A 25,351-nucleotide genomic window follows, 5' to 3' on the forward strand; every position below is an offset into this window, starting at 1 on the left:
CAACTGTATTTTTATATAATTGTAGATTATTCTAAATTATCGTTCAATAATAATACAAAAAGGCGCCTACATATGTAAGCGCCCCGATTTAAGAAGTACCGGCATATAAAGTTAATCTTCCATTGTAGATAGATCGCCTGCCGGTAAGTCCAGTTCCCATGCTTTTAACACACGGCGCATTATTTTACCGCTTCGGGTTTTCGGCAGCTTATCTTTGAATTCAATTTCACGTGGTGCTGAATGGGCGGATAACCCTGTTTTTACAAAGTCCCGAATATTCGCTTCTAGCGTTTCGCTCGGCTCCACTCCTTCACGCAATGAAATAAATGCCTTAATAATTTCTCCTCGTACAGGATCTGGTTTTCCAATTACACCCGCTTCCACCACATCAGGATGTTCAAGCAGTTTACTTTCCACTTCAAATGGCCCAACCCGTTCTCCTGCCGTCATAATAACATCGTCCACGCGACCTTGAAACCAGAAGTAACCTTCCTCGTCCATAAATGCAGAATCTCCTGAAACATACCATTCTCCTTTTAAAAAATAAGATTCATAGCGTTCTGGATTACCCCAAATTTGCCGCATCATCGCAGGCCATCCTTTTTTGATCGCCAAATTCCCCATCGTATAAGGCGGTACTTCATTGCCTTGATCGTCTACAATCGTTGCATGAATACCCGGCACTGGTTTTCCCATTGAACCTGGCTTAATATCCATCGATGGATAGTTACAGATTATATGGCCTCCCGTTTCCGTCATCCACCATGTATCGTGAATACGATGGTTTAAAATCTCCATTCCCCACTTCACTACTTCCGGGTTCAATGGTTCACCGACCGATAAAACGTGACGAAGTGTAGAAAGGTTATATTTGCCGATAATATTCGGACCTGCACCCATCAACATCCGAAATGCAGTTGGCGCACTATACCATACCGTGACACCATATTCCTCAATTGCTCCATACCAGGCTTGCGGACTGAAGCGCCCCCCTATGACAACATTAGTCACACCGTTTAACCAAGGTCCAAAAATTCCGTAAGCTGTACCGGTCACCCAACCAGGATCGGCTGTGCACCAGTAAATATCGTCCTCCTTTAGATCCAGTACCCACTGTGCTGTCTGGTATTGCTGAACCATTGCATAATGGACTTGCAATACCCCTTTTGGTGCACCCGTTGAGCCGGATGTATAATGCAAAATGGAGCCATCTTCCTTATCGACCCATTCAATGTCAAAATCCCGAGATGCCTCTGCAAAGTATTTATTAAAATCTAAAATCTTATCCGTTTCTTCAATATTTTCCCCGACTACAAAGACCGTTTTTAAATGCGGTAGCTTTTCCAGCGGTACTCTGTTCAACAATTCAGGCGTTGTTATGATTGCTGTCGCCTCACTGTCCATTAAACGGTCATACACGGCACCTTCCATAAATGCTTCGAATAATGGACCTACTATTGCGCCAATCTTCAATGCACCAATTAAGCTGAAATAAAGTTCCGGCGAGCGCGGCATAAAAATAAAAATACGTTCACCTTTTTTTAAATCCGCCTTTTCTTTCAACACATTCGCCGCTTTATTCGAAAGACGTTTCATATCATAAAAAGAATATGCCTCATTCCGGCTCCCATCATTATAATAAAGAGCCACTTTGTTTTTGCGGTGTGTTGATGCATGCCGGTCAACTGCCTCATAAGCAATATTGACTTTCCCCGTTTCAAACCAAGAAAATGCTTTTTCACTATGTTGCCAATCATGATTTGCAGCTGTTTCCTCATAATTTTTTAAATTATGTTCCCCCGGAATAACTGCAAGCTTTTCCATTGTTTTCGTCCCCATGAAAAATCCCCTTTCATTAAAAACTACAATCATTTTACAATAAAAATACTATAATAGGCAAAATATTTAAAACTTTCAATCAATTTAGTTACATCTCGCGAATTTAAGCGTATTTTCGCATGAAATAGAGTATAATAGATGTATTAAAAGCAGGTGGTGTGATTATGATTCATGTGAAAAATTATTATAGTCTTGAATTCAAAACGGGGAATGGTAATGTTTTAGTAGAAGGACCCGTTTCTTCCGAAAAACTTGCTACCTACACATTACATGAAGATTTAAAAGCTTTTAGACCTTCCCATCAGCAGCATGAAGCACTTGTCGGAATTGCTAAGCTTGAAGAAGGGCGCATTGTTGTCATTCGGCAGGATAATATAATCGTCGGCTATGTTACGTACCTCTATCCGGATCCGCTGGAGCGCTGGTCAGAAGACCGGATTCCAAATATGATTGAGCTTGGTGCCATTGAAGTCATACCTGCTTTTAGAGGATCAGGTGCAGGCAAAAAATTATTGGAAGTATCATTTATGGATGATGCTTTGGAAGATTATTTAGTGATTACAACTGAATATTACTGGCATTGGGATTTAAAAGGAACAGGTTTATCTGTATGGGAATATCGGAATATGATGGAGAGAATGATGACCTCTGTCAATTTCGAGTATTATGCAACAGATGACCCTGAAATAACTTCCCATCCTGCCAACTGTCTAATGGCACGTGTGGGGGCACGTGTGGGAAATGAGACATTGGAGAGATTTGACAGACTTCGCTTTAGAAATCGTTTCATGTATTAATTCTTATCACAAAGGGGAATGAACTATGATCGTCGAAGAAATTATGCACAGAAAGATACATACACTTCTGCCTGAAAATACCGTGCGGGATGCTGTGCGTCTTATGCGGGAAAAAAATATACGCCATGTACCAATTGTAAACAAAGACAATCTGGTTGTAGGAATCATAACAGATCATGACTTAAAAAATGCTTTACCTTCCCGGTTGCGCGAAGAACCGGACTCTACGGTTTATGATGCCCCAATCGGGGAAATCATGGTCAAAAATCCGATAGTCGGTCATCCGCTAGACTTCGTTGAAGAAGTTGCCATGACTTTCTATGATGCTAAAATCAGTTGCCTGCCTATTGTCACTGCCGGAAAACTGGTTGGTATCGTAACAACGACTGATTTACTGTATACCTACATCGAATTAACAGGCGCTCATAAACCCGGCTCTAAAATTGATATCCGGGTAAATGACAAACCCGGCATGCTGTTTGAAATAACGAAAGTCTTCCATGATAATAAGGCAAATGTATTAAGTGTTCTCGTATATCCCGATGGTGAAAATGTGAAGTCCCGAATTGTAAGTGTCCGTCTGCAAGTAATCAATCCGCTGCATATTATTGAAGAGTTGCGAAAGCAAGGATACGATGTATTGTGGCCAAACCTGCCTGGCATTACATTATGAAAAAAGCTGTATTTATTTATTCACCGGAACAACTTACTTACAAATTTTCGGACACCCACCCGTTTAACCATAAACGATTACACTTAACGATTGATTTACTGAAAAATATCGGTGCACTCCAAAATGAGGATATCGTCCCTGCCCGTATTGCAACAGATGAAGAAATTGCACTGGCCCACGACATGCAGTATATCGAAATCGTAAAAAAAGCTGGTCATGGGGAGTTAACCGTCCAGCAAGGGGAACCATATGGTATTGGAACAGAGGATACACCGATTTTTAAAAATATGCACGAAGCAAGCGCGCTGTTGGTCGGCGGGACCTTACAGGCGGTCGATCAGGTACTGCAGGGAAAAGCCCAGCACGCATTAAACTTGGGCGGCGGTCTCCATCACGGATTCCGCGGAAAAGCATCCGGTTTTTGCATTTATAATGACAGCAGTGTAGCCATTAAATATATTCAGGAGAAGTACGGCCTGCGCGTTTTATATGTAGATACTGATGCCCATCATGGGGATGGCGTTCAATGGTCCTTTTATGATGATCCGAATGTATGTACATTGTCGATTCATGAGACGGGCCGCTATTTATTTCCGGGTACAGGCAATATTACAGAGCGCGGGAACGGTGAAGGATACGGTACTTCTTTTAACTTCCCGATAGATGCGTTTACAGAAGATGAAAGCTTTCTGGAAATATATGAACAGTCAATGCGGGAAGTATTTGAATTTTTCAAACCCGATGTCGTACTGACACAAAATGGTGCAGATGCCCATTATTTTGACCCGCTCACACATCTGTACGGGACAATGAATATTTATAAAGAAATACCGAAGCTTGCGCATAAATTGGCACATGAATATTGTGAAGGCCGCTGGATTGCTGTAGGTGGCGGAGGGTATGATATTTGGCGGGTCGTTCCGCGGGCCTGGTCCCATATTTGGACAGAGATGACCGATCAGCCTGCTCCGACTGGACCGTTACCGCAGCAATGGCTTGATAAATGGCAAGCGGAATCACCTGTTCCGCTAATCCCGACCTGGAATGACCCATACCCATTATATGACCCTATTCCGCGCAAAGCTGAAATTGAGGAAAAAAATGCACGAATGCTTGAAAAAGCACTACATATAATTCGGACAGAAAAAAACCGTTCGTAACGGTTGCAATAAATATCGTAAAAATTTTGAAGCGATAAATAAAACAAAGCGCCTGTCAGCTGTAGACAGGCGCTTTGTTATTTACTCGAACCACGCTTTTCAATGCGGTGAGGCAAGATGACATGCTGCTGTTCAACTTCCTCTTTGTTCATATACTTCGTTAATAATCGCATTGCGACCGCTCCAATATCGTATAAAGGCAATACAACACTTGTAAGTCTTGGGCGTACCATGCGCGCTAGTTTGGAATTTTCGAAGCTGATGATTTCAACATCATTCGGTACATTTTTTCCTTTATCTTGAATGCCATGTACGAGTCCAATGGCAAGCTCATCATTTCCGACAAAAATGGCTGTAGGCGGTTGCTGCAGTTCACTTAAATTCGCCCAGCTTTCCAACCCGTCATCATAAGAGCCGTCCCCGGCAACAATTAATGCTTGGTCTATTTCGATATTTGCTTTTTCCAGTGCATCTTTATAGGCTGCAAGTTTATGCTGGCCATTTACTGTATACTGCAACGGACCTGAGACAAACGCAATTCTCGTATGTCCATTATTAATTAGTGTTTCTACAGCTTCAAATGCCGCATTATAATAGTCAATGTTTACAGAAGCCACTTTTTCAGTTGAACTGATGGAACCTGCCAATACAATCGGTACAGGACATGCTTCCACCGCACGTTGAATATTTTCAGTTACCTCTTCACTCATCATGACAATACCGTCAACTTGCTTTCCTAGCATCGTATCAAGTAAAGACAACTCTTTTTCTTCATTTTGATCTGAATTTGCTAAAATAATATTATAGCGATACATTGTCGCAATATCTTCAATGCCTCGTGCAAGCTCAGCATTTAAATTATTCGAAATATCAGGGATGATGACTCCTACCGATGTTGTTTTTTTGCTTGCCAAGCCACGTGCTACTGCATTTGGACGATATTCAAGACGCTCAATCACTTCCAGCACTTTTTTTCTTGTTGCAGGCTTAACATTTTGATTTCCATTTACTACGCGAGATACGGTTGCCATTGATACATTCGCCTCACGTGCAACATCATAAATTGTGACAGTCAAAAGTTTCTCCCCCTTTTTATTATAGTGATACAAGTTTTTATAAACGACTAGTAGAACTAATTGTTATGTATAGCTTCATCATATAATATTTTCAATTCTATTTTCAATCTAAAACCTAGTGAATACCTGGTTTTTTCATCAATTGTCTTAAAATATTCAAAAAATGTGCTATCAACATGATAGCACCTGTTTAAATTCGCCTTTTTTTATTGAACGGTGTACCCGCCATCCAATACAATGGCCTGTCCCGTCATCCCTATTGCTGCATCACTGCATAAGTAATTGACTAGTGCTGCAATCTCAGAAACATCAATGAGCCGCTTTTGGGGCACTAAAGGATAGAGTACTTGCTCCAATACATCTTCAACCGCTATATTACGTGTTTTCGCTAAATCCTGAAATTGATTTCTAACCAATTTCGTATCGACATAGCCGGGACAAATTGCATTTACTGTGATTCCATCTGCAGCTGTTTCTAGTGCCGCTACTTTTGTTAATCCGATTACACCATGTTTAGCGGTATTATAGCCGGCTTTTCCTGCAAATCCGACTAAACCATTGATGGATGCGATATTAATTATTCTGCCAAAGTTTTGCTGTTTCATAATAGGTAACACGTACTTCATGAAAATAAAGGGTCCAACAACCATTACCTTCTGCATCAATTCAAAAATTTCCGTATCAAATTCCTCTATCATCGATACATGCTGAAAACCTGCATTGTTGATCATGACATGTAGTGCACCAAACTGTGAAATAACTGTATCGATCGTTTCCTTAATTTGGCCTTCATCGCTGACATCACACAGAAGGTAATTTAGATCCGGCCGTTCTGTAATTGCTTCTTTTAGTCTTTCTTCATTTTTATCTGAAATAATAACTGTCATCCCATTGTTTGAGAGCTCTTTAGCAATTTCAAAACCGATTCCTTGTGCTGCTCCGGTAATTAGCGCAATTTTTTGCACAATGTCATTCCCCCTTAAATAAGGTATTTAGAAAAAATTGTAATTTATTTCACTGCTCTTCGTCAAATTAAAACGAGCACAAATACATAAAGGCCCATGTTGAATGACTCAACATGGGCTTATTAATGATTATTTTGACACTTCGTATTGCTTCATGAATTTTAAAAGCTCATCATAGTAAGCATTGAATGTCGGGATATCCATTTGCTGTTGCTGATCCGATAATGCAATTGATGGATCTGGATGCACTTCCGCCATTACACCGTCTGCTCCAATAGCGATGGCCGCTTTAGAACATGGTAATAATAAATCACGGCGACCTGTAGAGTGCGTCACGTCCACCATTACCGGTAAATGTGTTTCTTGTTTTAAAATCGGAACTGCCGAAATATCAAGTGTGTTACGAGTTGCTTTTTCGTATGTGCGAATACCGCGCTCACATAAAATAATATTTTCATTACCTTTTGACATGATGTATTCTGCTGCATGGATGAACTCATCAATCGTCGCTGCTAAACCTCGTTTTAATAAGACTGGCTTATTCGTTGCACCAGCAGCTTTTAATAGTTCGAAGTTTTGCATATTACGTGCACCGATTTGAATCACATCGATGTAATCCAATGCATGATCTAAATCTGCAGGTGTTACGATTTCAGTAATAACACCTAAACCGTATTCTTTTGAAACATCTTTTAAAATCTTTAGCCCGTCCAGACCTAATCCTTGGAAATCATACGGAGATGTACGTGGTTTGTATGCTCCGCCGCGGATTAATTTTAAACCTTTTTCTTGGATTGTTGCAGCTACTGCAGCAACTTGCTCATATGACTCAACCGCACATGGTCCAAATACGAAAGAAGGAGCGCCTGTACCGATTAACTCACCGTTAACATTAATGACAGTATCTTCTGACTTTTCTTTACGTGAAACGAGTAATTCTTTTTTCTTTTCTGCTTCTAGTTGTTTAAGTGCTGTTTTGAAGATTTGTTTAAAAATATAATCAACCGTCATTTGATTTAACGGACCGTTATTGTTTTCTTTAATTAAGTCAAGCATATGGCGCTCACGTAGCGGATCATAGCGATTGACACCTTGCTTCTCTTTAATCTTACCAATTTCTTCTACTACGGATGCACGTTCATTTATTAAACGTAAAATTTCTAAGTTCAAGCTGTCAATCTGGCTGCGTAAGCTTTCTAAATCTTGCTGATGCATATTCCTCTACCCCTCTTCTTTGCGTATCCGGCACTTTCAGATAAATAAAAAGTATGATACATTTTTAAGTAATAATCTTATTATAATCAAACTATTGTAGAATGTCACGCATTTTTAATTTAGCGCTTCAACTCGTTAAAGTATATTGTGATAATAATAGAAAGGAAGCGTTTTCATATGGCAAACAAATTGTTCGCACTTGATATCGGAACACGCTCCGTTGTCGGCATTATTCTAGAGCAACATGCACATACTTACCATGTCGCCGATATTTTAGTAAAAGAACATAAAGAGCGTGCAATGGTTGATGGCCAAATACATAACGTCCTGTATGTAGCACAGCTTATCCAGGAAATTAAGACCGAATTAGAAGAAAAACACGGACCTTTGGAGAAAGTGAGTGTCGCAGCAGCCGGACGTGCATTAAAAACCGAACAGGCCAGTATTTCCGTCCCTATCAAAAACCGACCGATCTTTACGGAAGAAGATATTAATCGCCTGGAACTGCAAGCCGTTCAACAGGCTCAGCAGCAACTATTGCTTCATAAGGAAGAGACAAAAAATAATCATTATTACTGTGTCGGCTATTCTGTTTTGTATTTCCGGCTGGATGGAGAAGAAATCGGGAGCCTGCTCGATCAGCAAGGCGATGAAGCATCTGTTGAAGTCATTGCCACATTCCTTCCACGCGTAGTTGTGGAATCATTGCTTGCGGCATTAAAACGTGCCGATCTAGAAATGGAAGCCCTCACTTTAGAACCGATTGCCGCTATAAATGTTCTTATCCCTCCTTCCATGCGCCGCCTAAATGTAGCACTTGTTGATATTGGTGCCGGAACTTCGGATATTGCTATTACAGATAAAAGTACGGTTGTAGCATACGGGATGGTGCCAACTGCCGGTGATGAGATTACTGAAAGTTTAAGTGACCATTACTTACTGGATTTTCCGGTCGCTGAAATAGCAAAAAGACAATTACATACGAGCGAGGAAATTCTCATTCAGGATATTTTAGGATTTGACCAATATTTCCCGCGTGAAGAAGTGATCAAAGAAATATATCCCGCCATCGAAAACTTGGCAAAGTCCATAGGTGAGGAAATTTTACGGTTAAACAACAACACGCCTCCAAAAGCGGTCATGTTAGTTGGTGGCGGGAGTTTAACACCTTACTTGCCGGAAGAAATCGGGAAAACATTAAATTTACCGTCTAACCGTGTAGCGGTCCGTGATGTGAATGCCATTCAGAACCTGACTCGCGCAGAACATATTGCCGCAACCCCTGAACTTGTGACACCGATCGGGATTGCGATTGCAGCACAAAAGTCACCGATCCATTACATGTCCATAAAAGTAAATGAACAAATTATAAGACTATTTGAGTTGAAGGAAATGACAGTCGGGGATGCATTTTTGGCTGCGAACATCCGGGCAAAACAATTATACGGCAAACCTGGACATGGTTTGTCGATTACTGTGAACGGTCAAAGTATTCTTGTACCAGGAGAGCATGGGCAGCCGGCACAGATCATTTTAAATGGTGAAAATGCCTCCATTAAATCCCTTATTAAAAATGGAGATCAAATAGAACTGATTCCCGGAAAAGACGGGACAGGCGCTTCTGTTACGATAGGAGAAATAATTGATCTTGCTTCTTTAAAAACTGTGACAATTGAGGAAAAGCAATACACTATTGAACCTAAAGTACTTGTAAACGGTAAAATCGTAAAATTGGATACACCTTTACAGGACCGAGACGTAATTGTCATCGAAACAATCGAAACAGTGGAAAATATATTGGAATCATTGAACCAATCTGTGAATATACAACAGTTCCAATCATATTTTGTTCATATCGACGGGAAACCTCTATCCTTCCCTGATTTTTCATCACAGCTTTTCATTAACGGAAAGCCGGGGAAACTTCATTACCCTGTTCAAAATGGAGATATCATTACATTTGAACAACGTCATTTACCAACAGCTGAACAACTTGCAGCACATTTAAATTTGTTATTGGAAGAAAAAGCGGTTGTAACGTTCCAGCAAGAACAGGTGGAACTTGTTAAAACAGCCCGTGAGTTTTCGGTAAATGGTCAGGTAGTACACCATGAAGCATCAGTGCCGAATGGGGTTACAATTAATATTATCGAAAAAGATACAAGCAAATGGATTTATCAGGATGTCTTTCGATTTTCAAACTGGCAGCTTCCTGCTACATTTAAAGGATCATTTACGATTTTACGTAATGGACAGCCCTCTTCATTTGATGCTGAAATATTCGGTGGCGACCAACTTGAAATTCAGCTGACTGATCCACCGGTTGTGGAATAATAAAAAACGGCTCCCAATACTTTTGGGAGCCGTTTTTTCTTATTCTACATCTGTATGGCGTGTTGAGTTTGGTGCGATATCCGGGTCTGTATTTACGCTATCGGGATCCGGAGATTCAGCAGCGAGTACTTCTTCATCTACCATTTTATCAAGTGGCAATGGTTCTTCGCCTTCTGATGAAGCTGTCCCATCCAGGACAGGAGGCTGTTTTGCTGTTTTAGCTTTCACTTTTTCAACAATTGAAGAAGATTGCTCTTTTAACTGCGTTGATAGCTGTGCTGTCTTCTCCTTTGCCGTGCCGGAAAGTTCAATACTTTTATCCTTTAATGTTACAGCTTGTACCGCTACATCATTACGCATTTCACTGCCCGTCTTCGGTGTAAGTAATAAAGCTGTTGCAACACCGACAATCCCGCCTACTAATGCGCCGATAACAAAATCCTTAACATGAATTTTTTCATCATCATAAATTGAATCATTTAATCGGTTATAATCATAGTTTACGCGTTTTTCTTCCATTTCAAAAACTCCCCCTTGTGATTAAGTATCATTTTCCCTTTACTTACGTTTTAAGAAACCGAATTTTGACTTCTCGCCTAAACTTGGTGGTGTTTCATTTGTTTTAGTACTCGTATAAATAATATCTTCTTCATTGATCGGCTTGCGCTGACGCCATTGGTCTGCAATCCCCATCGCTACATTACTCCATTGAACGACTTGCGCAATTTTATCTTCATTTTTATGCACTTCTGTTGAAATCGATGTAGTAATGCGTTGAACTGATGAATTCAAATTATTCACAGAATCCCCCACACCTTTTACAGCATGCATTACTGAATTTAACTTCTCCGATTTATCTGAAATATCATCTGCCAATGCATTAGTTTTTGTAAGCAGGCTTGTCGTCTCACGTGTAATGCCTTCCATTTGCCCTTCAATACCGGCAACTGTTCCCGCGATTGAATTCAATGTATTCTTAACAGAAAACAACGTCATACCAATACTTACACATAGGACTAAAAATCCGATTGCAGCCACCAATGCCGCAATATAAAGTAATACTTCCATCAAATATAACCTCCTCTATCTAGTTCCATTTATTACATTCGACAAAAATTGCGACAATCCTTTTCCTAGAAAAGCATTTTTTCCACAAAACCCTTAAGAAATACTAGCTTTTCTTACGTGAATACTGTTAATTTGTTATTTATTTATTCACTAAAGGCGAATGACATTTTGTCCATGCTTTCATATTCCCCAATCTCTTGATGAATAAAACCCTTTATGAATAGAAGTTCGATCAATTATCCCGCCTTGACATCAAAACCCGGTTGCGTCGGACCAGCACGATGTTGGTCGTTACAGGACGTTTCTCTTTATGTATGGAAAAACAGCTTATCCTTTTACTTATAGGTTAAGCTGTTTTTCAATTAGTTCAAAATGGCTTCAAATGCATCTTGATATTTATGAACATCTCCCGCTCCCATAAACAGGAACACGGCATTTTCATGTTTTTTAAGTTGATCAACTGTATCGGTTGTTAAAACAGTACAGCCTTCGATTAAGTTAGCTAAATCATGAATCGAAAGCTCTCCTTGTTTTTCGCGTGCTGAACCAAAAATATCACATAAATAGGTTGCGTCGGCACCGCTCAAGCTATCCGCAAAGTTTTGTAAAAATGCTTTCGTTCGAGTAAAGGTATGCGGCTGGAATACCGCAACAACTTCACGATCAGGATATTTTTGTCTCGCTGATTGCAAAGTTGCCGCAATTTCTGTAGGATGATGTGCATAATCATCTACTAAAATCGCATTACCTACTTTTGTTTCAGTAAAGCGACGTTTTACACCGCCATACGTATTAAGACGTTCTTGAATCAGCTTGGCTGGAACCCCTTCATAATGACAAAGTGAAATTACCGCCAACGAGTTTAAAATCGTATGGTCACCGAATAACGGGATGAAGAATTTACTGTAAAACTCATTACGTACATAAACATCAAATTCCGTACCTTCCGATGTTTTAACGATATTACGCGCTGAAAAATCATTAGCTGGATCAAAACCATAGTAGACTACTGGTACATTGGCTTGAATCTTCTGAAGCTGTTCATCATCTCCGCAAGCAATAATAGCTTTATTCACTTGTAAGGCCAGCTGTTGGAAAGCATCATATACATCGTCAATGCTTGTGAAATAATCCGGATGATCAAAATCGATATTCGTCATAATCGCATAATCCGGATGATACGCTAAAAAGTGGCGACGGTATTCACATGCTTCCATAACAAAATATGAAGCATCTTTTTTACCTGAACCAGTACCATCACCGATTAAATACGATGTCGGCATATAACCGCCTACAACATGGCTCATAAGACCAGTCGTAGACGTTTTACCATGTGCACCTGTAATGGCAATAGAAGTATAGCGGTTGCTGTATTCACCTAAAAACTTATGGTAGCGAATGACCTCAATCCCTAACTCGCGTGCACGCACTAATTCTGGATGATCATCGTTGAACGCATTCCCTGCAATAACTGTTAAATCTTCTTTAATATTATTTTCATCAAAATTTAAAATTTCTATTCCTCGGTCACGTAATGGTTGCTCCGTAAAATAGTATGTTTCATAGTCGGAACCTTGAACTTGCTCTCCTGCATCAAATAGAATCTGTGCCAGGGAACTCATGCCTGAACCTTTAATACCGGTAAAATGATAGCGTGTCATTATTTATAAAACCCTCCTAGGATACGAAGACCCCATTGAATTATCCATTTATTGTTTCAAAGTATGCCTACATTATAGCACTAAATACACGTTACGATAATTGAACGACAATTCTAATTTTTTATTTGTTCAATTTACTAGTGCTTTAGCCTCCAAATTGTTCAAACAGCTCTTCTTCTGTGATATATACATCTCTCGGTTTGCTTCCTTTTGGTTCTGAAACATAACCATGTCGCTCTAACATATCGATTAATCTAGCTGCCCGATTATAGCCAATATGATAACGGCGTTGTAAAAGGGATGTCGATGCTGAGCCTTGTTCAAATACAAATCGGCATGCCTCTTCAAACAACTCGTCTTGTTCCTCGATTGTTTCTGAGCGTTTTAATAATTCTTCCTGTTTAAAAATATATTGTGGCTCACCTTGTTCACGTACATACTCGATTATTTCTTCGATTTCATCATCTGTTACAAATGTGCCTTGAATACGGGTTGGAGCCGACATTCCATTTCCTAAATATAGCATATCTCCGCGTCCCAGCAATCGTTCTGCACCCTGTGAATCCAATATTGTACGGGAGTCGATTTGTGAAGATACCGAAAAGGCGATACGCGTTGGAATATTGGATTTTATCAGGCCAGTTATAACATCTACGGATGGGCGCTGTGTGGCAACAATTAAATGGATGCCTGCAGCACGGGCCTTTTGCGTTATTCGCACAATGCTGTCTTCCACATCCTGTGGGGACATCATCATTAAATCCGCCAACTCATCGATGACAATTAATAAGTAAGGAAGCTTCTGTGCATACATACCATTTGCATCACACATTTTATTATATGCTTCTATTTTACGTGCACCGCTGTGCATAAATAACTCATAACGTCTTTCCATTTCCTCAACTGCCCATTTTAACGCTGCAGTCGCTGCTTTGACATCTGTAATAACAGGGCTGACTAAATGCGGAATATGGTTAAAAGGCGCAAGTTCCACCATTTTCGGGTCAATCAGCATAAGCTTTAATTCATTCGGGTTTGCCTTATACAGAAGACTGACCAAAATCGAGTTAATACATACCGATTTACCCGATCCTGTCGCACCGGCGATCAGACCATGCGGCATTTTCCGTAAGTCGATTGTGACCGGCTTCCCTGTTAAATCCAAACCAAGTGCTGCCTCCAACGGTGAATCCGAATCTTTAAACGATGCTGATTCTGTCACTTCCGAAAGGCGCACCGAACGAGAAATCCGGTTAGGAATCTCAATACCGATTGATCGTTTCCCCGGAATTGGCGCATCGATACGAATGTCTTTTGCAGCTAATGCCAATTTTATATCATCCGTTAAATTGCGGACTTTGCTAACCTTCGTTCCGTGCCCTACTGTAATTTCAAATTGGGTAACGGCCGGTCCTTGGACAATCGATTCAATTTGTGCCTGCACTTGGAAATGCGACAGTGCTTCGACTAAATTTTCGCCCTGCTCATCCATCCAGTCGCGGTCTTCCACCATTTCCTCCGGCGGTACTAAATATTCAAGAGGTGGTTTTACATAAGGTATTCTTTTAACTGGAGGTGCTTCTATTACTGTCTCAGCTTCCTCTGCTATCACTTCTTTAGTAGAATGTGCTTTTTCGTCTGCTGTTTCTTCAACAATTGGCTCTTCCTCTTTAATCGTCGGAAGTTCTTCCACCTCTTGGATTTCCGGTACTTCTTGAACGTTCAAGGTTTCCGGAACTGCTTCCACTACAGCTTCCGTAGTTGCCGAAACTTCTAATAGCTCTTCCACTTTTTCAGGTATCTCGGATTCACGTTCCAGTAATCCTACAGATGTAGAAGTCGATGTCCTCATCATTTCCTCTTCATACTGATTAGTTGGTTCATGTTTCACCACTTGCTCGTTAAAAGTAGTGACTTCCACATTTTCCTGCACTTGTCGTACTTCATTCTGAGTTGGCTCTGTTTCTTGATTCACAGTTTCTGTTTCATCATTCTTTACATGCTGCACGGTATTCGCCAGTTCAGTATGAACTTCATCCGTCTCTTCAACCGGATGAATAATATCTTTTTGCTTTATTTCGTCTACTTTATTATTTTTACTTTGCAAGCTAAGCTGCTGTTCAACAAATTGCTTCGTCATCAGTTTTTGTTTGTCTGATTTCAGCATCACCACATTAAAAGGAACACGGCTTCTTGTACTGATTGGCTGTACTGAATCCGTTTCTTCCTTCTTCTCTTCTACTACGATAGCGTCTTCAGATGGGGGCATTTGCTCCACATTTAATTGACCGATGTGTATCGTTGAATTTTCAATTGTTACATGCTTCACTTGGACATCATTGATTATTTCTGCAACGGAAGATTCATCTACTACAGCCTCTTCCAATTCATTTTCTACCTCGATAACCGCTTCTGTCAGTTGTTCAACTACCTCTTCTTCCAGCGGTTGCTGTTCTTCTTCAATTGATTCTTCCATTTCGACTAAAACCATTTCTTCTTCACGCTCACGTGTAGGTTCTGCCTCAGGTTCTGATTCTGGTATAAGTAATTCAGTTTGTGTAATTTCTGCTTCTGAACTAGAATCGTATCTTCCATGCTCAGGATTTGCCGGAGCTTGCTGTTCTTCTTCGTTTGATGGTATAACAACCGGATCAGTCGGCTTTTTTGCCGTTTCATTATGTTCTGGTTCAATTATTGATTTATGTTCCTGCTCTTCTTTTTTAAGCTTTTCATCCTGCTGCTTTTCAATTAACTTTTCAATTGGTGACGGCTTTTTAAAACCATGTACAGGTGATGGTACATCTGTAGGAATAAAACGTTTCCTAATTTCGATCGGTTTTAAAATCTGTTTATTTTCAGTTCTTTCAGAGCGGACAGGCTTATTGTGACGTATCGCTTCCCGTTCCTCTTTTAAATTCGGCATTCGGCGGACGGGGTCTCTTGTATGTACGACATTTGTGTGGCCTTTTCCTTTGCGGCGGCGTTCAAGTAAATCTCGGATACCGGATATTTCAACATCATATACTTCCTTGGCTGTATGCTTTTGCAAATAATTAGGAAGTGTAAGTTCTTCCTTTTCATCATCATAAAAACGCGTCGTCTTTCGCTGTCCATCATCTTGCTTTACCGTTTCCTCGTAATCATCTTCTATTAGAGGGAATCGGAATGTATTTTTCGGCGCTTCATTTTCTTCCTGATATTTTTGCTGCTGTGTTTGTTTTGTTTGGTGTATTTCATCCGATTTTGGAGATTCTTCATACTCATCATATTCTTCATCTGAATCCATTTTAAATAATTTATTAAATTTATTTTTAATCCAACTCATAAATACCACTTCTTTCCTTAAAAACATTGCCGTACAAATTCCACTATTTGCAACGGTCTTTATTCTTATTTAAATTGCGGTGTATAAATAATATACACCTCAAAAGCATATCATATTTGCTCGGTAAATGCGCTTTGTCGCTAATATTTTTAAGGATAAAAAAAAGTTAGTATGAGAGACTCAGCTCAACATACTAACTTATCGTACTTATTAACGAGATGGGACTTCGAATGGGCTTCCTACTTCTGCAGAATCGTCCAGTACTAAAATCCCTTTTACTTCAGGTGCGCCTGGAATTGCCAGTTCACGCGCAGAGCAAAGCATACCGAATGAATCTTCCCCACGTAAGTTTCCTTCTTTGATCAATAAACCAGAAGGCATCACAGCGCCCACTTTAGCAACAACTACTTTTTGGCCTGCATCTACATTCGGTGCACCACATACGATCTGTAATGTTTCATCCCCAACGTTAACTTTACAAACACTTAGTTTATCTGCATTTGGATGCTTTTCTTTTGTCTCAACATAGCCAACTACAAATTTTGGTGAAAAGTCTACATCTAAAGAAATTTCCGCGCCGTTTGCTTTTAAAGCCGTTTCTAATTTCTCTACAAGTTCCGGTGTTACTTCCACATTTCCTGCAACATCCAGGTCTACGTATTTGCTAGCATTAAAAAGGTTAAATGCTTTCACTTCACCAGTTGTTTCTTCTTTTAAAATGGCTACATCGCCAGCGCGCTCCATCGCTGTTTTAACGATTGGCTCCATTGATAATTGTACTAATAGGACATCTCCTACATGTGCTTTGTTGTAAGCTACTTTCATTTTTCGTCTTGCTCCTTTTTTACTTTGTTTTTCGCTAGGATAAATATTGGTTCTAAATGACCGTTTTCATATACAAATGACAGGCTCGTAATCGGCACCGCGCCAACTGTAAAGAAATGCATTGTCATCTGCGCTAATACATCATACCCTACTTCATTCCGAATATCACCAATAATTAATACATCCTGATGCGGGACAGATACCGTCATTTCGCCTTCAATTTGGCTTTCCATTTCCTTTAAAAAGCTTTCGTTTAAAATACGGCTTGCATCATAACCGTCATTCTGATTTAAAAAGTAATAAACATTGCCCGAAACTTCATCACGTTTTACAGAGGTCGGCAATTTTTTTACAGAAAAACGGGCTGCTTCTCGTATATGCTCCTCTGTTACATTTAACTTCGGCAACATTGATTCGTCAATTAAGCGATACGTTGTACCTAGATCAAGCGCATAATAAATACGTGTTTCTGCCGTATGATCTGTCATGATAAAAGCATGGCCATCATTCGATTTTTTTGGGAAGGAAGTTGAGCGGATAATCGGATAAACAGAAGCAAGTCTGCCAAAGCCCTGTTCTTCTTCCCGTTGCATTGCTAAAAATGTTTGCTCAATTGTATAAATCACTTCATCGATTGCCTGCTGTTTTTTCGTTTCGTACTTCGTTAAAATTTCGGGTAAAGAGATATCCATTCCTCGCCCGATTTTTTTATGTTCAAGACGTAATTTATCATGTTTTTCATCGAATGTGAATGTGAAGTTTGCCTCACCTAACTTAGTCTTCAGTTCAGCTACTAACTGTTTCGATTCCATTCAACCACTCCTTTATCTAATCAAAAACGGCTCACAAATGTGAACCGTTCCATTTACTTCATCTATTGTAACAAAAAAGCTATGTGATTACTTTATTCGACGCTTCAACTAGTTAATCACTTTCACTGTTTTCACAATCTCCATCATTTCCTGTATTTTCTCGTCAATTTTCTTACCCTCGGAAATAGTAGACAACTTAACGCCTCCTAAATTGACGATCAGCTCATATTTCTCTTCAGGAAATTTTGTGACAGCAGAAAATCCGAATTGGCCATCCGATTCGAAAGTTTTTTCTTCTACAATTTCATTTTTGTTCTCCTGCTTTAACAAGTCATACTGCAACTGACTGTTTTCCGGTTCATTCTGATTAACGAATAATATATAGGAATCTTTACCATTCAGAATCGTATAATTCAATTCATCGATTCCTTTTTGAATACTATATCCTTTTGGCAAGTATAGCTGTATATGTCCAATCGTTTTGTTTACTTCGTTCGGTTCGCTGCTAAACATTATTTCAGCATTTTCCATCCCTGCCTGTGCTTGTTCTTCGACTGTTTGATTGCATGCTGATAATATAACAACAAGTGAAGTAAGCAAAAACGCATATATCCATTTACGACTCATTGTATTCCCTCTCTTTCAAACCTTCAAACGTATCATAATAATTTTCCGAGCCGTAATGCAACGAATGTGCTCTACATCCGGTCCTATTGCTCTTTATTTATTTTAAATAAAATTTGACCGACTAATAACTTAACGATATGTTCAAACATTTCTTTTCGGTCGATTAAATTATTAGAGAAAATACCAACTGCTCCCTGATGATGACGAATATTTTCGCTATCTGTATAGACGTCCATCACCGGTCCAAGTTCCTTCCCCATACGAAGCTCCTGAGCTATTTCTTCAGGTAGGGCAAATTGAGCTCCTGAACTGGCAATGACCGTGCCATCCTTTAAAACAGCCGCTCCCCAGTTACAGCAATACATAGTTCCTTCGATTTCATCGACACCGCCTTCAAGTCCAAATGTCATATCCGCATTTGTCAGCATCATCGTGTGACGCGCACGGTTGATCGCACCTTGTCTCGTTTCTTCGTTTGAGAAGGGCTGAATCGATACATCTGAAGGTACTTCCATATTTTCGATTGTGGCTTCAGGGAAATACTGTTGGACAATTGCTTCCACAGCGCCTAATTTCGCCTTATTTTTCGATCCTACTGCTACTCTCATTATTTCATCTCCAAGCTGTTCGTTTTTAAACCGTCTATACCTGTAAATTGGTTTCCCGATTTTTATGTAAGTCACGTTAAACCTATTGTCCGCAACCCAAAAACAAGAATGCGATAAGTTCGCATCCTTGTATTATAATATAATATTGAATTTTTTTATACGTTTGCACGAATAGATTCGATTGTGGAACGGTCTGCACTTTGAATTAATTTAACTAGCAGTTCTTTAGCCGCCGCGTAGTCATCCACATGAATAATCGAAGCAGATGTGTGAATATAACGTGAACAAACCCCGATTACAGCTGAAGGAATGCCGTCATTTTGAGTGTGCACACGTCCTGCGTCTGTACCACCTTGGGAAACGAAATACTGGTACGGAATATTGTTTGATTCTGCTGTGTCCAGCACGAATTCACGCATACCACGGTGTGTAACCATTGAACGGTCCAAAATTCGGAGCAATGTTCCTTTGCCCAGTTGACCGAATTCATTTTTATCGCCAGATGTATCATTCGCCGGTGATGCATCCAATGCAAAAAACAGATCAGGCTTGATCATATTTGATGAAACTGCTGCACCGCGTAAACCGACTTCTTCCATAACATTCGCCCCAGAATAAATATGGTTCTTCACTTCCTGACCGTGAATCTCTTTTAAAAGTTCAACCGCCAAACCACAGCCGTAGCGGTTATCCCACGCTTTTGCCATAATTTTTTTCGGATTGGCCATCGGTGTGAATGGACATACCGGAATAATGGATTGCCCTGGACGTACACCTAAATTCATCGCATCTTCTTTTGAATCTGCACCGATATCGATCAGCATATTTTTAATATCCATCGGTTTAGAACGTTCCGCATCCGTTAATAAGTGCGGCGGAATTGATGCAATAACACCCGGAATTTCACGGTCTTTTGTATAGACCGTAACGCGTTGTGCCAGCATAACCTGATTCCACCAGCCGCCAAGTGTCTGGAAACGGATCATGCCGTTTTCAGTAATGGAAGTAACCATGAATGCGACTTCATCCATATGACCAGCGACGAGTATTTTTGGCGCTTGTTCATCTTTTGCTTTACGCACACCGAATACGCCGCCTAAATTATCCTGGATAACTTCATCAGAATATTTTGCTAATTCCGAGCGCATAAAATTGCGGACTGCACGCTCATTCCCTGGCGCACCAGGAAGTTCTGTTAATGTTTTAAAAAGAGCAAGTGTATCTTGATTCATTCTGCAACACCTCTAAATGTAGATTTGCCTTCATTATAACACAAATTGCAAGCAATATTTCGACTTTCGAACCTTCTATTATTTTTACTCTATTTTCAGAATATGATAAAGTAAATGTAGTCACTATTTTGAGGAGGTATTTTGAAATGAATTTAAAAGACTTTACAATAGGGGTAGTAACAGGGATGGCAGCAGCTGTCATTGTTAAAGAAATGAGCAATCGCGTCGCACCATTTGCGAATCCAGATCATATTTTAGCCAACATCAAAGATGAATTTAAAAAACATGCACCAATTGATGGTTCTTGGATTTACATGAAAACAGAAAACTTCAGTAACGGTTTTACAGAAACTCCGGTCTATCGTGGAGGAATTTCCCGCACTATCAACGGCGAGCTTGAAAACTATGAGTTCGCAGCAGATGCCCGTTCCGGTGCCATTGTAGATATTAAACAAATATAATGTAACGGATGCGATGACGTAATTTCAGTCATCGTATTTTTTTGGGCATCGATAAAAGTATTTTAGTCCAACCGATAATAAAAGCACCTGCATCGAAAATTATGCAGGTGCTTTCGTGTTTACTTAATTAATGCCGGTTTCGAACGTTCCAAGCTGTCTTTTACTTCCTTGCCTGTTGCATCCCACTGAATCATGCGGTAATACGCATCATGGTAGAAGATAAAGCGGTAGCCATTTGCCAGCGCTTCTTTCATTAACTTTTCTTTCGCAAATACGCTTGTCATCGGGTAATCATCATATGCCAATACCCAAAGCGGATTTTGATGGGCATGTGTCGGCATAATATCCGCCATATGTAGCGCCACTTCACCATTTTGTTCCAGACGGATAATCGCATGTCCTTCACTATGGCCGCCCGTATGAATCATTTTCAAACCTGGAGCCACTTCCAGCTCACCCTCATATGTTGACACTAAATGCTGAACAGGCTCCCAGTTTTCTTTCCAATACGTATTCTTTGAACGGATATTCGGATTGCGCATTTCGTCCCATTCAATCTGTGTCGTGTGAATAACTGCATTCGGGAAAACCGGAACAAGCTTGTCCCCTTCCCACTTCGTTAAGCCGCCAGCATGATCAAAATGCAGATGTGTCATTAAAATCGCATCAATATCACTTGGCTGTAATCCAGCTTCAGCTAAGCTTTTTTCAATTGTTGATTCTTCGGAAACTCCGAAATTGCGCAACTGCTTTTCATTTAACTTACCGGCACCTACACCAGAATCGATTAAGTAATTTTTCCCCTCGTATTGAATTAAAATCGGTTCACATGCTAATTCAATCTGGTTCAATTCATTCACCGGATATTTACGAGACCACAGTGCTTTTGGCACTACCCCAAACATAGCCCCGCCATCCAGTGCTGTAACACCCCCATGTAACCATGTCAGTGTCATATTGTGAAATTCAAATCGATCCATTTCTCCATCCCCCTAAACCGTTATTATTTCGTCTTGTATTGGCATTCTAGTCGATATATTGGCTGACCGAGCTTCGAGAATTTCTCCTCGTATTCTGTCATAATATTATCTTCCGGCATATTCGCATGTAAGTCTAGTGATACATAATTTAATGCCATACCATACTCGTTCATACTTACGAGTGAATATTCAAAAAGACCACGGTTATCCGTTTTGAAATGGATTTCACCGTTATCAACTAAAATGTTCTCATAAATTTTCAGGAAACCTTCATGTGTCAGGCGACGTTTTGCATGTCGCACTTTTGGCCATGGATCCGAGAAGTTCAGATATACACGGTCCACATCCCCTTTTCCGAAAAACTCTTCCAGCTTCGCGCCATCAACTTTTAATAAACGCAAATTCGATGGTTTGTTAGCTGCTTCAATTTTTTCAAGGGCACAAACGATAACACTATCAAATAATTCAATTCCGATATAGTTAATATCCGGATTTTGCAGTGCCATCCCTAAAACGAATTGCCCTTTACCCGTACCAACTTCGATATGAATCGGGTTGTCGTTGCCGAATACTTCATTCCACTTACCTTTATAATCTTCCGGATTTGGAATAATTACATCAGGATGTTGTTGAATATATTCCGCTGCCCATGGTTTATGCTTTAATCTCACTTACTTATCCTCTTTTCTATTGTGTAGCTGCCTCATATTATAACGGAAAATAGCTTCGTTTGCTTTTATTTTGCTAAATTCCATATATTTTTATGAACGGTTATTTGAACTTTATTTTGACCGAGTGCTAATTTTTGTATTTCTCCATCTGCATGTGCCATGACCGGTTCATCAAAAATCAACTGTGCTTCCGTTGCTGCAAATTGCTCGACTTCCTTTAAAAGGGTATGCTTCCCAAAAAATACGGTCCCAAACAGGAATAATAATTTCCACTTCGATAAATTGGAGACGACTGTCAGTTCAAACTGACCATCGGATGTATTTGATTCAGGAGACAACTTCATTCCCCCGCCAAAATAAGGCTGATTGCTTGCCGTTACAAACCATACATTTTGATATTGCTTCTTTTTCCCTTCTTGGAAAATCGTGAGCTTGAACGGTTTATATGTAAAAAGCGCGTGAATGACATAAAAAGGATAGCTCAGCTTTCCTAGTTTCCATTTATTAAGCGACCTCTTCAGCGTGGACTTGTTAGCGATGTCCGCCACTAATGCATCAAACCCCACACCAAAATTATTAACAAAGTATTTTGTTGACCCGTTGAAGTTTACTACTCCACAATCATGGGAGGTGCTTTTTACTGTTTCTATAAACCGCTCTAACTGTTTATTCGTTTCGAATGCTTCATACCCCCTGGCAAAATCATTGCCAGAGCCGGCTGAAATTGCCCCTAAATAGACATTTTCAAAATAGACTGCACCATTCAGCACTTCGTGAATTGTTCCATCTCCGCCAATGGCAATAAGACAGATGGGGTTTTCCTTTTTTGCTCGTCTGGCAATATCATTTGCAAGCAATAGCGCATGCCCTTCGTATTTTGTCCTATGGATTTGATACGGGATTGCCAACTGCTGTTCAAACTGACGCCAACGCTTCATTCCCTGACCGTTTCCTGCGCAAGGATTAATAATAAAATGAACTTCCATTTATCAATCTTCCGTATTTTCCGTATTCCAAATATCCCGATGAAAAGATGTCGTTTGGACTGTATTTAGTAGGGCTTGTGCACCCCGTATTTGCATATGCTTCATGGGCGAAACAGTACGCGCTAATTGCCCCATCCATTCAGGAAATTTCCGTTTATCCACAAATGAAACGCCATACATTGTTCCGGGATAATCGATATAGCCATTTCGTGTTAATAACACTTTACGAATTGGCAGTTCAATATCATTCTGATGAAAAATCTGTTCGACCACTTTTTCCATCCGGTTTAATTGAATTAAAGGGCTAAGCACTTTTTTTTCATTTTTCCCGACCTTTTTTAACCAGAAGCGTTCGCTATTTGCTATATATACTGCCTGACTTTCCTGTTCCAGAACCGTAATACATAGACATTCTGTCGGTGTCATAATGATAATATCCAATTCTATCGGCGCTTTTTTCACACGTAAAATCGGATAATAGAAGATTAAGTAATTGTCCGGTAATGTTTGTAACATAGATCGCAATAATGTATCGCGCATAAATTTTGGATCGACATAAGATTTTTCGCGTAATGTCGAGCTCGCCCACTTCATTTGGAAATGAAAAAACTGATCGATGAACATTTTCTTAAGTTCTTCTAATGTTTTTGGCGTATAGACAAGATTCGGTTCAAAAATCAGTGTTGTATCCTCTTCTTGATGTAAATTTTCTTCTACTGCCCACTCATTGGAAATGGTCACTTTTTCGATATCTTCTTGTTCTTCTTCGATAACATCTACTTCTTTTTTGAAAGGAAAAAGTTTTTGGAACAGTGATTTTTTCTTCTCTTCCTGTACTTCTTCCTCTATATGTTCCCAACGTTCAATTGTTCCTCCGGTCTGCCATTGATACTTTATTCGCTCCCACTGATTTTGCTTTAAGCGAATAAACTGTGTTGGATAGCGTGCCAAGTCAATTTCGTATCGTGAAATATAATCTTGAAGTTTTATTAACTGAGCCATTTTATCTTCTCCCTAAGTTCATTCCTAATCTTCATTACTTTATATTTTACAGGTTATCCGCCAAAAAAAATAGCGCATTGCCGATAAGCAATGCGCTATTTTTAAATTAAGGAATTATAATTTCCCCATAACATCGGGGTTGATTTCCATTCCGGGTCGGAAATAGATTAAGCCTTAATCCCTTTTGGAATTTTTGTTTCAAATTGAGCTTGTAATTTACGTGTCCATTCGCCTGGTGTACCGTTGCCGATAACAGTACCGTCAATTTCAATAACCGGAGTTACTTCTGATGTTGTTGAAGAAACGATTACTTCATCCATTGAAAGCAGCTGCTCTTTCGTCATTGCCTGTTCGTTTACAGTAAGACCGATTTCCGCTGCACATTTAATAATTACTTGGCGTGTAATTCCATTTAAAATCAGGTTATTGGCTGGGTGTGTATATAGTACACCTTCTTTGATTCCGTAAATGTTTGAAGATGAACCTTCTGTAATAATTTCATCACGGTGTAAAATCGCTTCATAGCAACCTTTTTCATAAGCTTCCTGTTTTGCAAGAACCGCACCAAGCAAGTTTAGTGATTTAATATCACAACGTAACCAGCGAATATCTTCCACAAATGTAGCTTTTACACCTTTTTCAAAGTTTTCTAATGGGCGTGGATTTTCTTTTGCATTGCCTGTAATTACCGGTTTCACATCATCACCTGGGAAAATATGGTTACGAGGGCCGGCACCACGTGTAATCTGGAAGTATACATGACCTGTGTCAATGTTGTTCGCTTCTACAAGTTGATGCAGTAATTGGTGTAATTTATCTTTTGTATATGGAATCGTAATGCGGATCTTTTCAGCACTGTCATAAAAACGGTCAATATGTTCAGTTGCTGTGAACAGTTCCCCATTATATACTTTCACGACTTCATATACACCGTCACCGAATTGGTAACCGCGGTCTTCCTTGTCCACCAGTACTTCTTCATTTTTTACAATTTGATCATTCCATAAACTAAAGCTCATCTCAAATACCACCTT

At 39.8% G+C, this 25,351-nt stretch carries 23 protein-coding genes; 5 read left to right on the top strand and 18 right to left on the bottom strand.

Annotation, left to right across the window (positions count from 1 at the left end):
• Positions 1–111: 111 nt before the first annotated feature.
• Entirely contained in the window at positions 112–1,839 is a 1,728-nt protein-coding gene (acsA, locus tag MKZ25_RS13890) for an acetate--CoA ligase (protein WP_340802053.1), read from the bottom strand.
• 164 nt (positions 1,840–2,003) lie between these two features.
• On the opposite strand from acsA, the gene MKZ25_RS13895 reads away from it, so the two are divergent.
• The 3 genes from MKZ25_RS13895 to MKZ25_RS13905 are packed head-to-tail and all read left to right on the top strand — an operon-like array spanning position 2,004 to position 4,469.
• The gene (locus MKZ25_RS13895) at positions 2,004–2,636 is read left to right on the top strand and encodes a GNAT family N-acetyltransferase (RefSeq protein WP_340802054.1); all 633 of its coding nucleotides are present in this window, start codon (positions 2,004–2,006) and stop codon (positions 2,634–2,636) included.
• Positions 2,637–2,661: 25 nt separating this feature from the next.
• Positions 2,662–3,309 (top strand): acetoin utilization AcuB family protein, encoded by a 648-nt coding sequence (locus MKZ25_RS13900; RefSeq protein WP_340802055.1) that lies wholly within the window; start codon positions 2,662–2,664, stop codon positions 3,307–3,309.
• Positions 3,306–4,469 (top strand): acetoin utilization protein AcuC, encoded by a 1,164-nt coding sequence (locus MKZ25_RS13905; protein ID WP_340803025.1) that lies wholly within the window; start codon positions 3,306–3,308, stop codon positions 4,467–4,469. Before MKZ25_RS13900 ends, MKZ25_RS13905 begins: the two co-directional genes overlap by 4 nt.
• Before the next feature lie 77 nt (positions 4,470–4,546).
• Here MKZ25_RS13905 and ccpA read toward each other — a convergent pair whose 3' ends face one another.
• From ccpA to MKZ25_RS13920, 3 genes are all read right to left on the bottom strand, one after another.
• Positions 4,547–5,545 (bottom strand): catabolite control protein A, encoded by a 999-nt coding sequence (gene ccpA / locus MKZ25_RS13910; RefSeq protein ID WP_340802056.1) that lies wholly within the window; start codon positions 5,543–5,545, stop codon positions 4,547–4,549.
• A gap of 206 nt (positions 5,546–5,751) precedes the next feature.
• Positions 5,752–6,513 carry a 3-hydroxybutyrate dehydrogenase gene (locus tag MKZ25_RS13915; RefSeq protein ID WP_340803026.1) on the bottom strand — a complete coding sequence of 254 codons (762 nt, stop codon included), beginning with the start codon at positions 6,511–6,513 and terminating at the stop codon, positions 5,752–5,754.
• A gap of 126 nt (positions 6,514–6,639) precedes the next feature.
• On the bottom strand, positions 6,640–7,725 hold the full coding sequence (locus tag MKZ25_RS13920; RefSeq protein ID WP_079528519.1) for a bifunctional 3-deoxy-7-phosphoheptulonate synthase/chorismate mutase: 1,086 nt from the start codon (positions 7,723–7,725) through the stop codon (positions 6,640–6,642).
• Positions 7,726–7,902: 177 nt separating this feature from the next.
• On the opposite strand from MKZ25_RS13920, the gene pilM reads away from it, so the two are divergent.
• Positions 7,903–10,059 carry a pilus assembly protein PilM gene (gene pilM / locus MKZ25_RS13925; protein ID WP_340802057.1) on the top strand — a complete coding sequence of 719 codons (2,157 nt, stop codon included), beginning with the start codon at positions 7,903–7,905 and terminating at the stop codon, positions 10,057–10,059.
• A 39-nt stretch (positions 10,060–10,098) separates the two neighbouring features.
• Here the strand turns inward: pilM and MKZ25_RS13930 are convergent, their stop codons facing one another.
• The 9 genes from MKZ25_RS13930 to MKZ25_RS13970 all read right to left on the bottom strand — a co-directional run bounded on the left by MKZ25_RS13930 (position 10,099) and on the right by MKZ25_RS13970 (position 20,217).
• Positions 10,099–10,578 carry a YtxH domain-containing protein gene (locus MKZ25_RS13930; RefSeq protein WP_340802058.1) on the bottom strand — a complete coding sequence of 160 codons (480 nt, stop codon included), beginning with the start codon at positions 10,576–10,578 and terminating at the stop codon, positions 10,099–10,101.
• 39 nt (positions 10,579–10,617) lie between these two features.
• A complete protein-coding gene (locus MKZ25_RS13935; protein ID WP_340802059.1) occupies positions 10,618–11,127 on the bottom strand; it encodes a DUF948 domain-containing protein in 510 nt (169 codons plus the stop codon).
• A 362-nt stretch (positions 11,128–11,489) separates the two neighbouring features.
• On the bottom strand, positions 11,490–12,788 hold the full coding sequence (gene murC, locus MKZ25_RS13940) for a UDP-N-acetylmuramate--L-alanine ligase (protein ID WP_340802060.1): 1,299 nt from the start codon (positions 12,786–12,788) through the stop codon (positions 11,490–11,492).
• 145 nt (positions 12,789–12,933) lie between these two features.
• A complete protein-coding gene (locus MKZ25_RS13945) occupies positions 12,934–16,113 on the bottom strand; it encodes a DNA translocase FtsK (protein ID WP_340802061.1) in 3,180 nt (1,059 codons plus the stop codon).
• A 210-nt stretch (positions 16,114–16,323) separates the two neighbouring features.
• On the bottom strand, positions 16,324–16,938 hold the full coding sequence (gene ytpR, locus MKZ25_RS13950) for a YtpR family tRNA-binding protein (protein WP_340802063.1): 615 nt from the start codon (positions 16,936–16,938) through the stop codon (positions 16,324–16,326).
• The gene (locus tag MKZ25_RS13955; protein WP_340802064.1) at positions 16,935–17,750 is read right to left on the bottom strand and encodes a DUF1444 domain-containing protein; all 816 of its coding nucleotides are present in this window, start codon (positions 17,748–17,750) and stop codon (positions 16,935–16,937) included. The genes ytpR and MKZ25_RS13955 overlap by 4 nt, the downstream gene beginning before the upstream one ends.
• A 108-nt stretch (positions 17,751–17,858) precedes the next feature.
• The gene (locus MKZ25_RS13960; protein ID WP_340802065.1) at positions 17,859–18,377 is read right to left on the bottom strand and encodes a hypothetical protein; all 519 of its coding nucleotides are present in this window, start codon (positions 18,375–18,377) and stop codon (positions 17,859–17,861) included.
• A gap of 83 nt (positions 18,378–18,460) precedes the next feature.
• Positions 18,461–19,060, bottom strand: a complete 600-nt coding sequence (locus MKZ25_RS13965) for a DUF84 family protein (protein WP_340802066.1) — start codon at positions 19,058–19,060, stop codon at positions 18,461–18,463.
• 80 nt (positions 19,061–19,140) lie between these two features.
• Entirely contained in the window at positions 19,141–20,217 is a 1,077-nt protein-coding gene (locus tag MKZ25_RS13970; RefSeq protein WP_340802067.1) for a M42 family metallopeptidase, read from the bottom strand.
• A gap of 146 nt (positions 20,218–20,363) precedes the next feature.
• Between MKZ25_RS13970 and MKZ25_RS13975 the strand changes: the two genes are divergently transcribed.
• Entirely contained in the window at positions 20,364–20,678 is a 315-nt protein-coding gene (locus MKZ25_RS13975; RefSeq protein WP_079528542.1) for a peptidase M4, read from the top strand.
• 119 nt (positions 20,679–20,797) lie between these two features.
• Here MKZ25_RS13975 and MKZ25_RS13980 read toward each other — a convergent pair whose 3' ends face one another.
• The 5 genes from MKZ25_RS13980 to dat form a co-directional block, all read right to left on the bottom strand.
• Positions 20,798–21,658 carry a YtnP family quorum-quenching lactonase gene (locus MKZ25_RS13980; protein WP_340802068.1) on the bottom strand — a complete coding sequence of 287 codons (861 nt, stop codon included), beginning with the start codon at positions 21,656–21,658 and terminating at the stop codon, positions 20,798–20,800.
• 23 nt (positions 21,659–21,681) lie between these two features.
• Positions 21,682–22,329: a tRNA (guanosine(46)-N7)-methyltransferase TrmB gene (trmB, locus tag MKZ25_RS13985; protein WP_340802069.1), complete on the bottom strand. Its 648-nt coding sequence runs from the start codon at positions 22,327–22,329 to the stop codon at positions 21,682–21,684.
• Positions 22,330–22,394: 65 nt separating this feature from the next.
• Positions 22,395–23,315 (bottom strand): diacylglycerol/lipid kinase family protein, encoded by a 921-nt coding sequence (locus MKZ25_RS13990; protein ID WP_340802070.1) that lies wholly within the window; start codon positions 23,313–23,315, stop codon positions 22,395–22,397.
• Between the two features lie 3 nt (positions 23,316–23,318).
• Positions 23,319–24,317 carry a nuclease-related domain-containing protein gene (locus MKZ25_RS13995; RefSeq protein ID WP_340802071.1) on the bottom strand — a complete coding sequence of 333 codons (999 nt, stop codon included), beginning with the start codon at positions 24,315–24,317 and terminating at the stop codon, positions 23,319–23,321.
• A 167-nt stretch (positions 24,318–24,484) separates the two neighbouring features.
• On the bottom strand, positions 24,485–25,336 hold the full coding sequence (gene dat, locus MKZ25_RS14000) for a D-amino-acid transaminase (protein WP_340802072.1): 852 nt from the start codon (positions 25,334–25,336) through the stop codon (positions 24,485–24,487).
• Positions 25,337–25,351 lie beyond the last annotated feature (15 nt).

Source organism: Solibacillus sp. FSL W7-1464 (genome assembly GCF_038004425.1).
Taxonomy (GTDB): Bacteria; Bacillota; Bacilli; order Bacillales_A; family Planococcaceae; genus Solibacillus.

Excerpts from the sequence above, each read along its gene's own strand:
- acsA (WP_340802053.1), bottom strand. The coding sequence starts at position 1,839 with ATGGGGACGAAAACAATGGAAAAGCTTGCAGTTATTCCGGGGGAACAT.
- MKZ25_RS13895 (WP_340802054.1), top strand. The coding sequence starts at position 2,004 with ATGATTCATGTGAAAAATTATTATAGTCTTGAATTCAAAACGGGGAAT.
- MKZ25_RS13900 (WP_340802055.1), top strand. The coding sequence starts at position 2,662 with ATGATCGTCGAAGAAATTATGCACAGAAAGATACATACACTTCTGCCT.
- MKZ25_RS13905 (WP_340803025.1), top strand. The coding sequence starts at position 3,306 with ATGAAAAAAGCTGTATTTATTTATTCACCGGAACAACTTACTTACAAA.
- MKZ25_RS13920 (WP_079528519.1), bottom strand. The coding sequence starts at position 7,725 with ATGCATCAGCAAGATTTAGAAAGCTTACGCAGCCAGATTGACAGCTTG.
- pilM (WP_340802057.1), top strand. The coding sequence starts at position 7,903 with ATGGCAAACAAATTGTTCGCACTTGATATCGGAACACGCTCCGTTGTC.
- MKZ25_RS13930 (WP_340802058.1), bottom strand. The coding sequence starts at position 10,578 with ATGGAAGAAAAACGCGTAAACTATGATTATAACCGATTAAATGATTCA.
- MKZ25_RS13935 (WP_340802059.1), bottom strand. The coding sequence starts at position 11,127 with ATGGAAGTATTACTTTATATTGCGGCATTGGTGGCTGCAATCGGATTT.
- murC (WP_340802060.1), bottom strand. The coding sequence starts at position 12,788 with ATGACACGCTATCATTTTACCGGTATTAAAGGTTCAGGCATGAGTTCC.
- MKZ25_RS13945 (WP_340802061.1), bottom strand. The coding sequence starts at position 16,113 with ATGAGTTGGATTAAAAATAAATTTAATAAATTATTTAAAATGGATTCA.
- ytpR (WP_340802063.1), bottom strand. The coding sequence starts at position 16,938 with ATGAAAGTAGCTTACAACAAAGCACATGTAGGAGATGTCCTATTAGTA.
- MKZ25_RS13955 (WP_340802064.1), bottom strand. The coding sequence starts at position 17,750 with ATGGAATCGAAACAGTTAGTAGCTGAACTGAAGACTAAGTTAGGTGAG.
- MKZ25_RS13960 (WP_340802065.1), bottom strand. The coding sequence starts at position 18,377 with ATGAGTCGTAAATGGATATATGCGTTTTTGCTTACTTCACTTGTTGTT.
- MKZ25_RS13970 (WP_340802067.1), bottom strand. The coding sequence starts at position 20,217 with ATGAATCAAGATACACTTGCTCTTTTTAAAACATTAACAGAACTTCCT.
- MKZ25_RS13975 (WP_079528542.1), top strand. The coding sequence starts at position 20,364 with ATGAATTTAAAAGACTTTACAATAGGGGTAGTAACAGGGATGGCAGCA.
- MKZ25_RS13980 (WP_340802068.1), bottom strand. The coding sequence starts at position 21,658 with ATGGATCGATTTGAATTTCACAATATGACACTGACATGGTTACATGGG.
- MKZ25_RS13990 (WP_340802070.1), bottom strand. The coding sequence starts at position 23,315 with ATGGAAGTTCATTTTATTATTAATCCTTGCGCAGGAAACGGTCAGGGA.
- MKZ25_RS13995 (WP_340802071.1), bottom strand. The coding sequence starts at position 24,317 with ATGGCTCAGTTAATAAAACTTCAAGATTATATTTCACGATACGAAATT.
- dat (WP_340802072.1), bottom strand. The coding sequence starts at position 25,336 with ATGAGCTTTAGTTTATGGAATGATCAAATTGTAAAAAATGAAGAAGTA.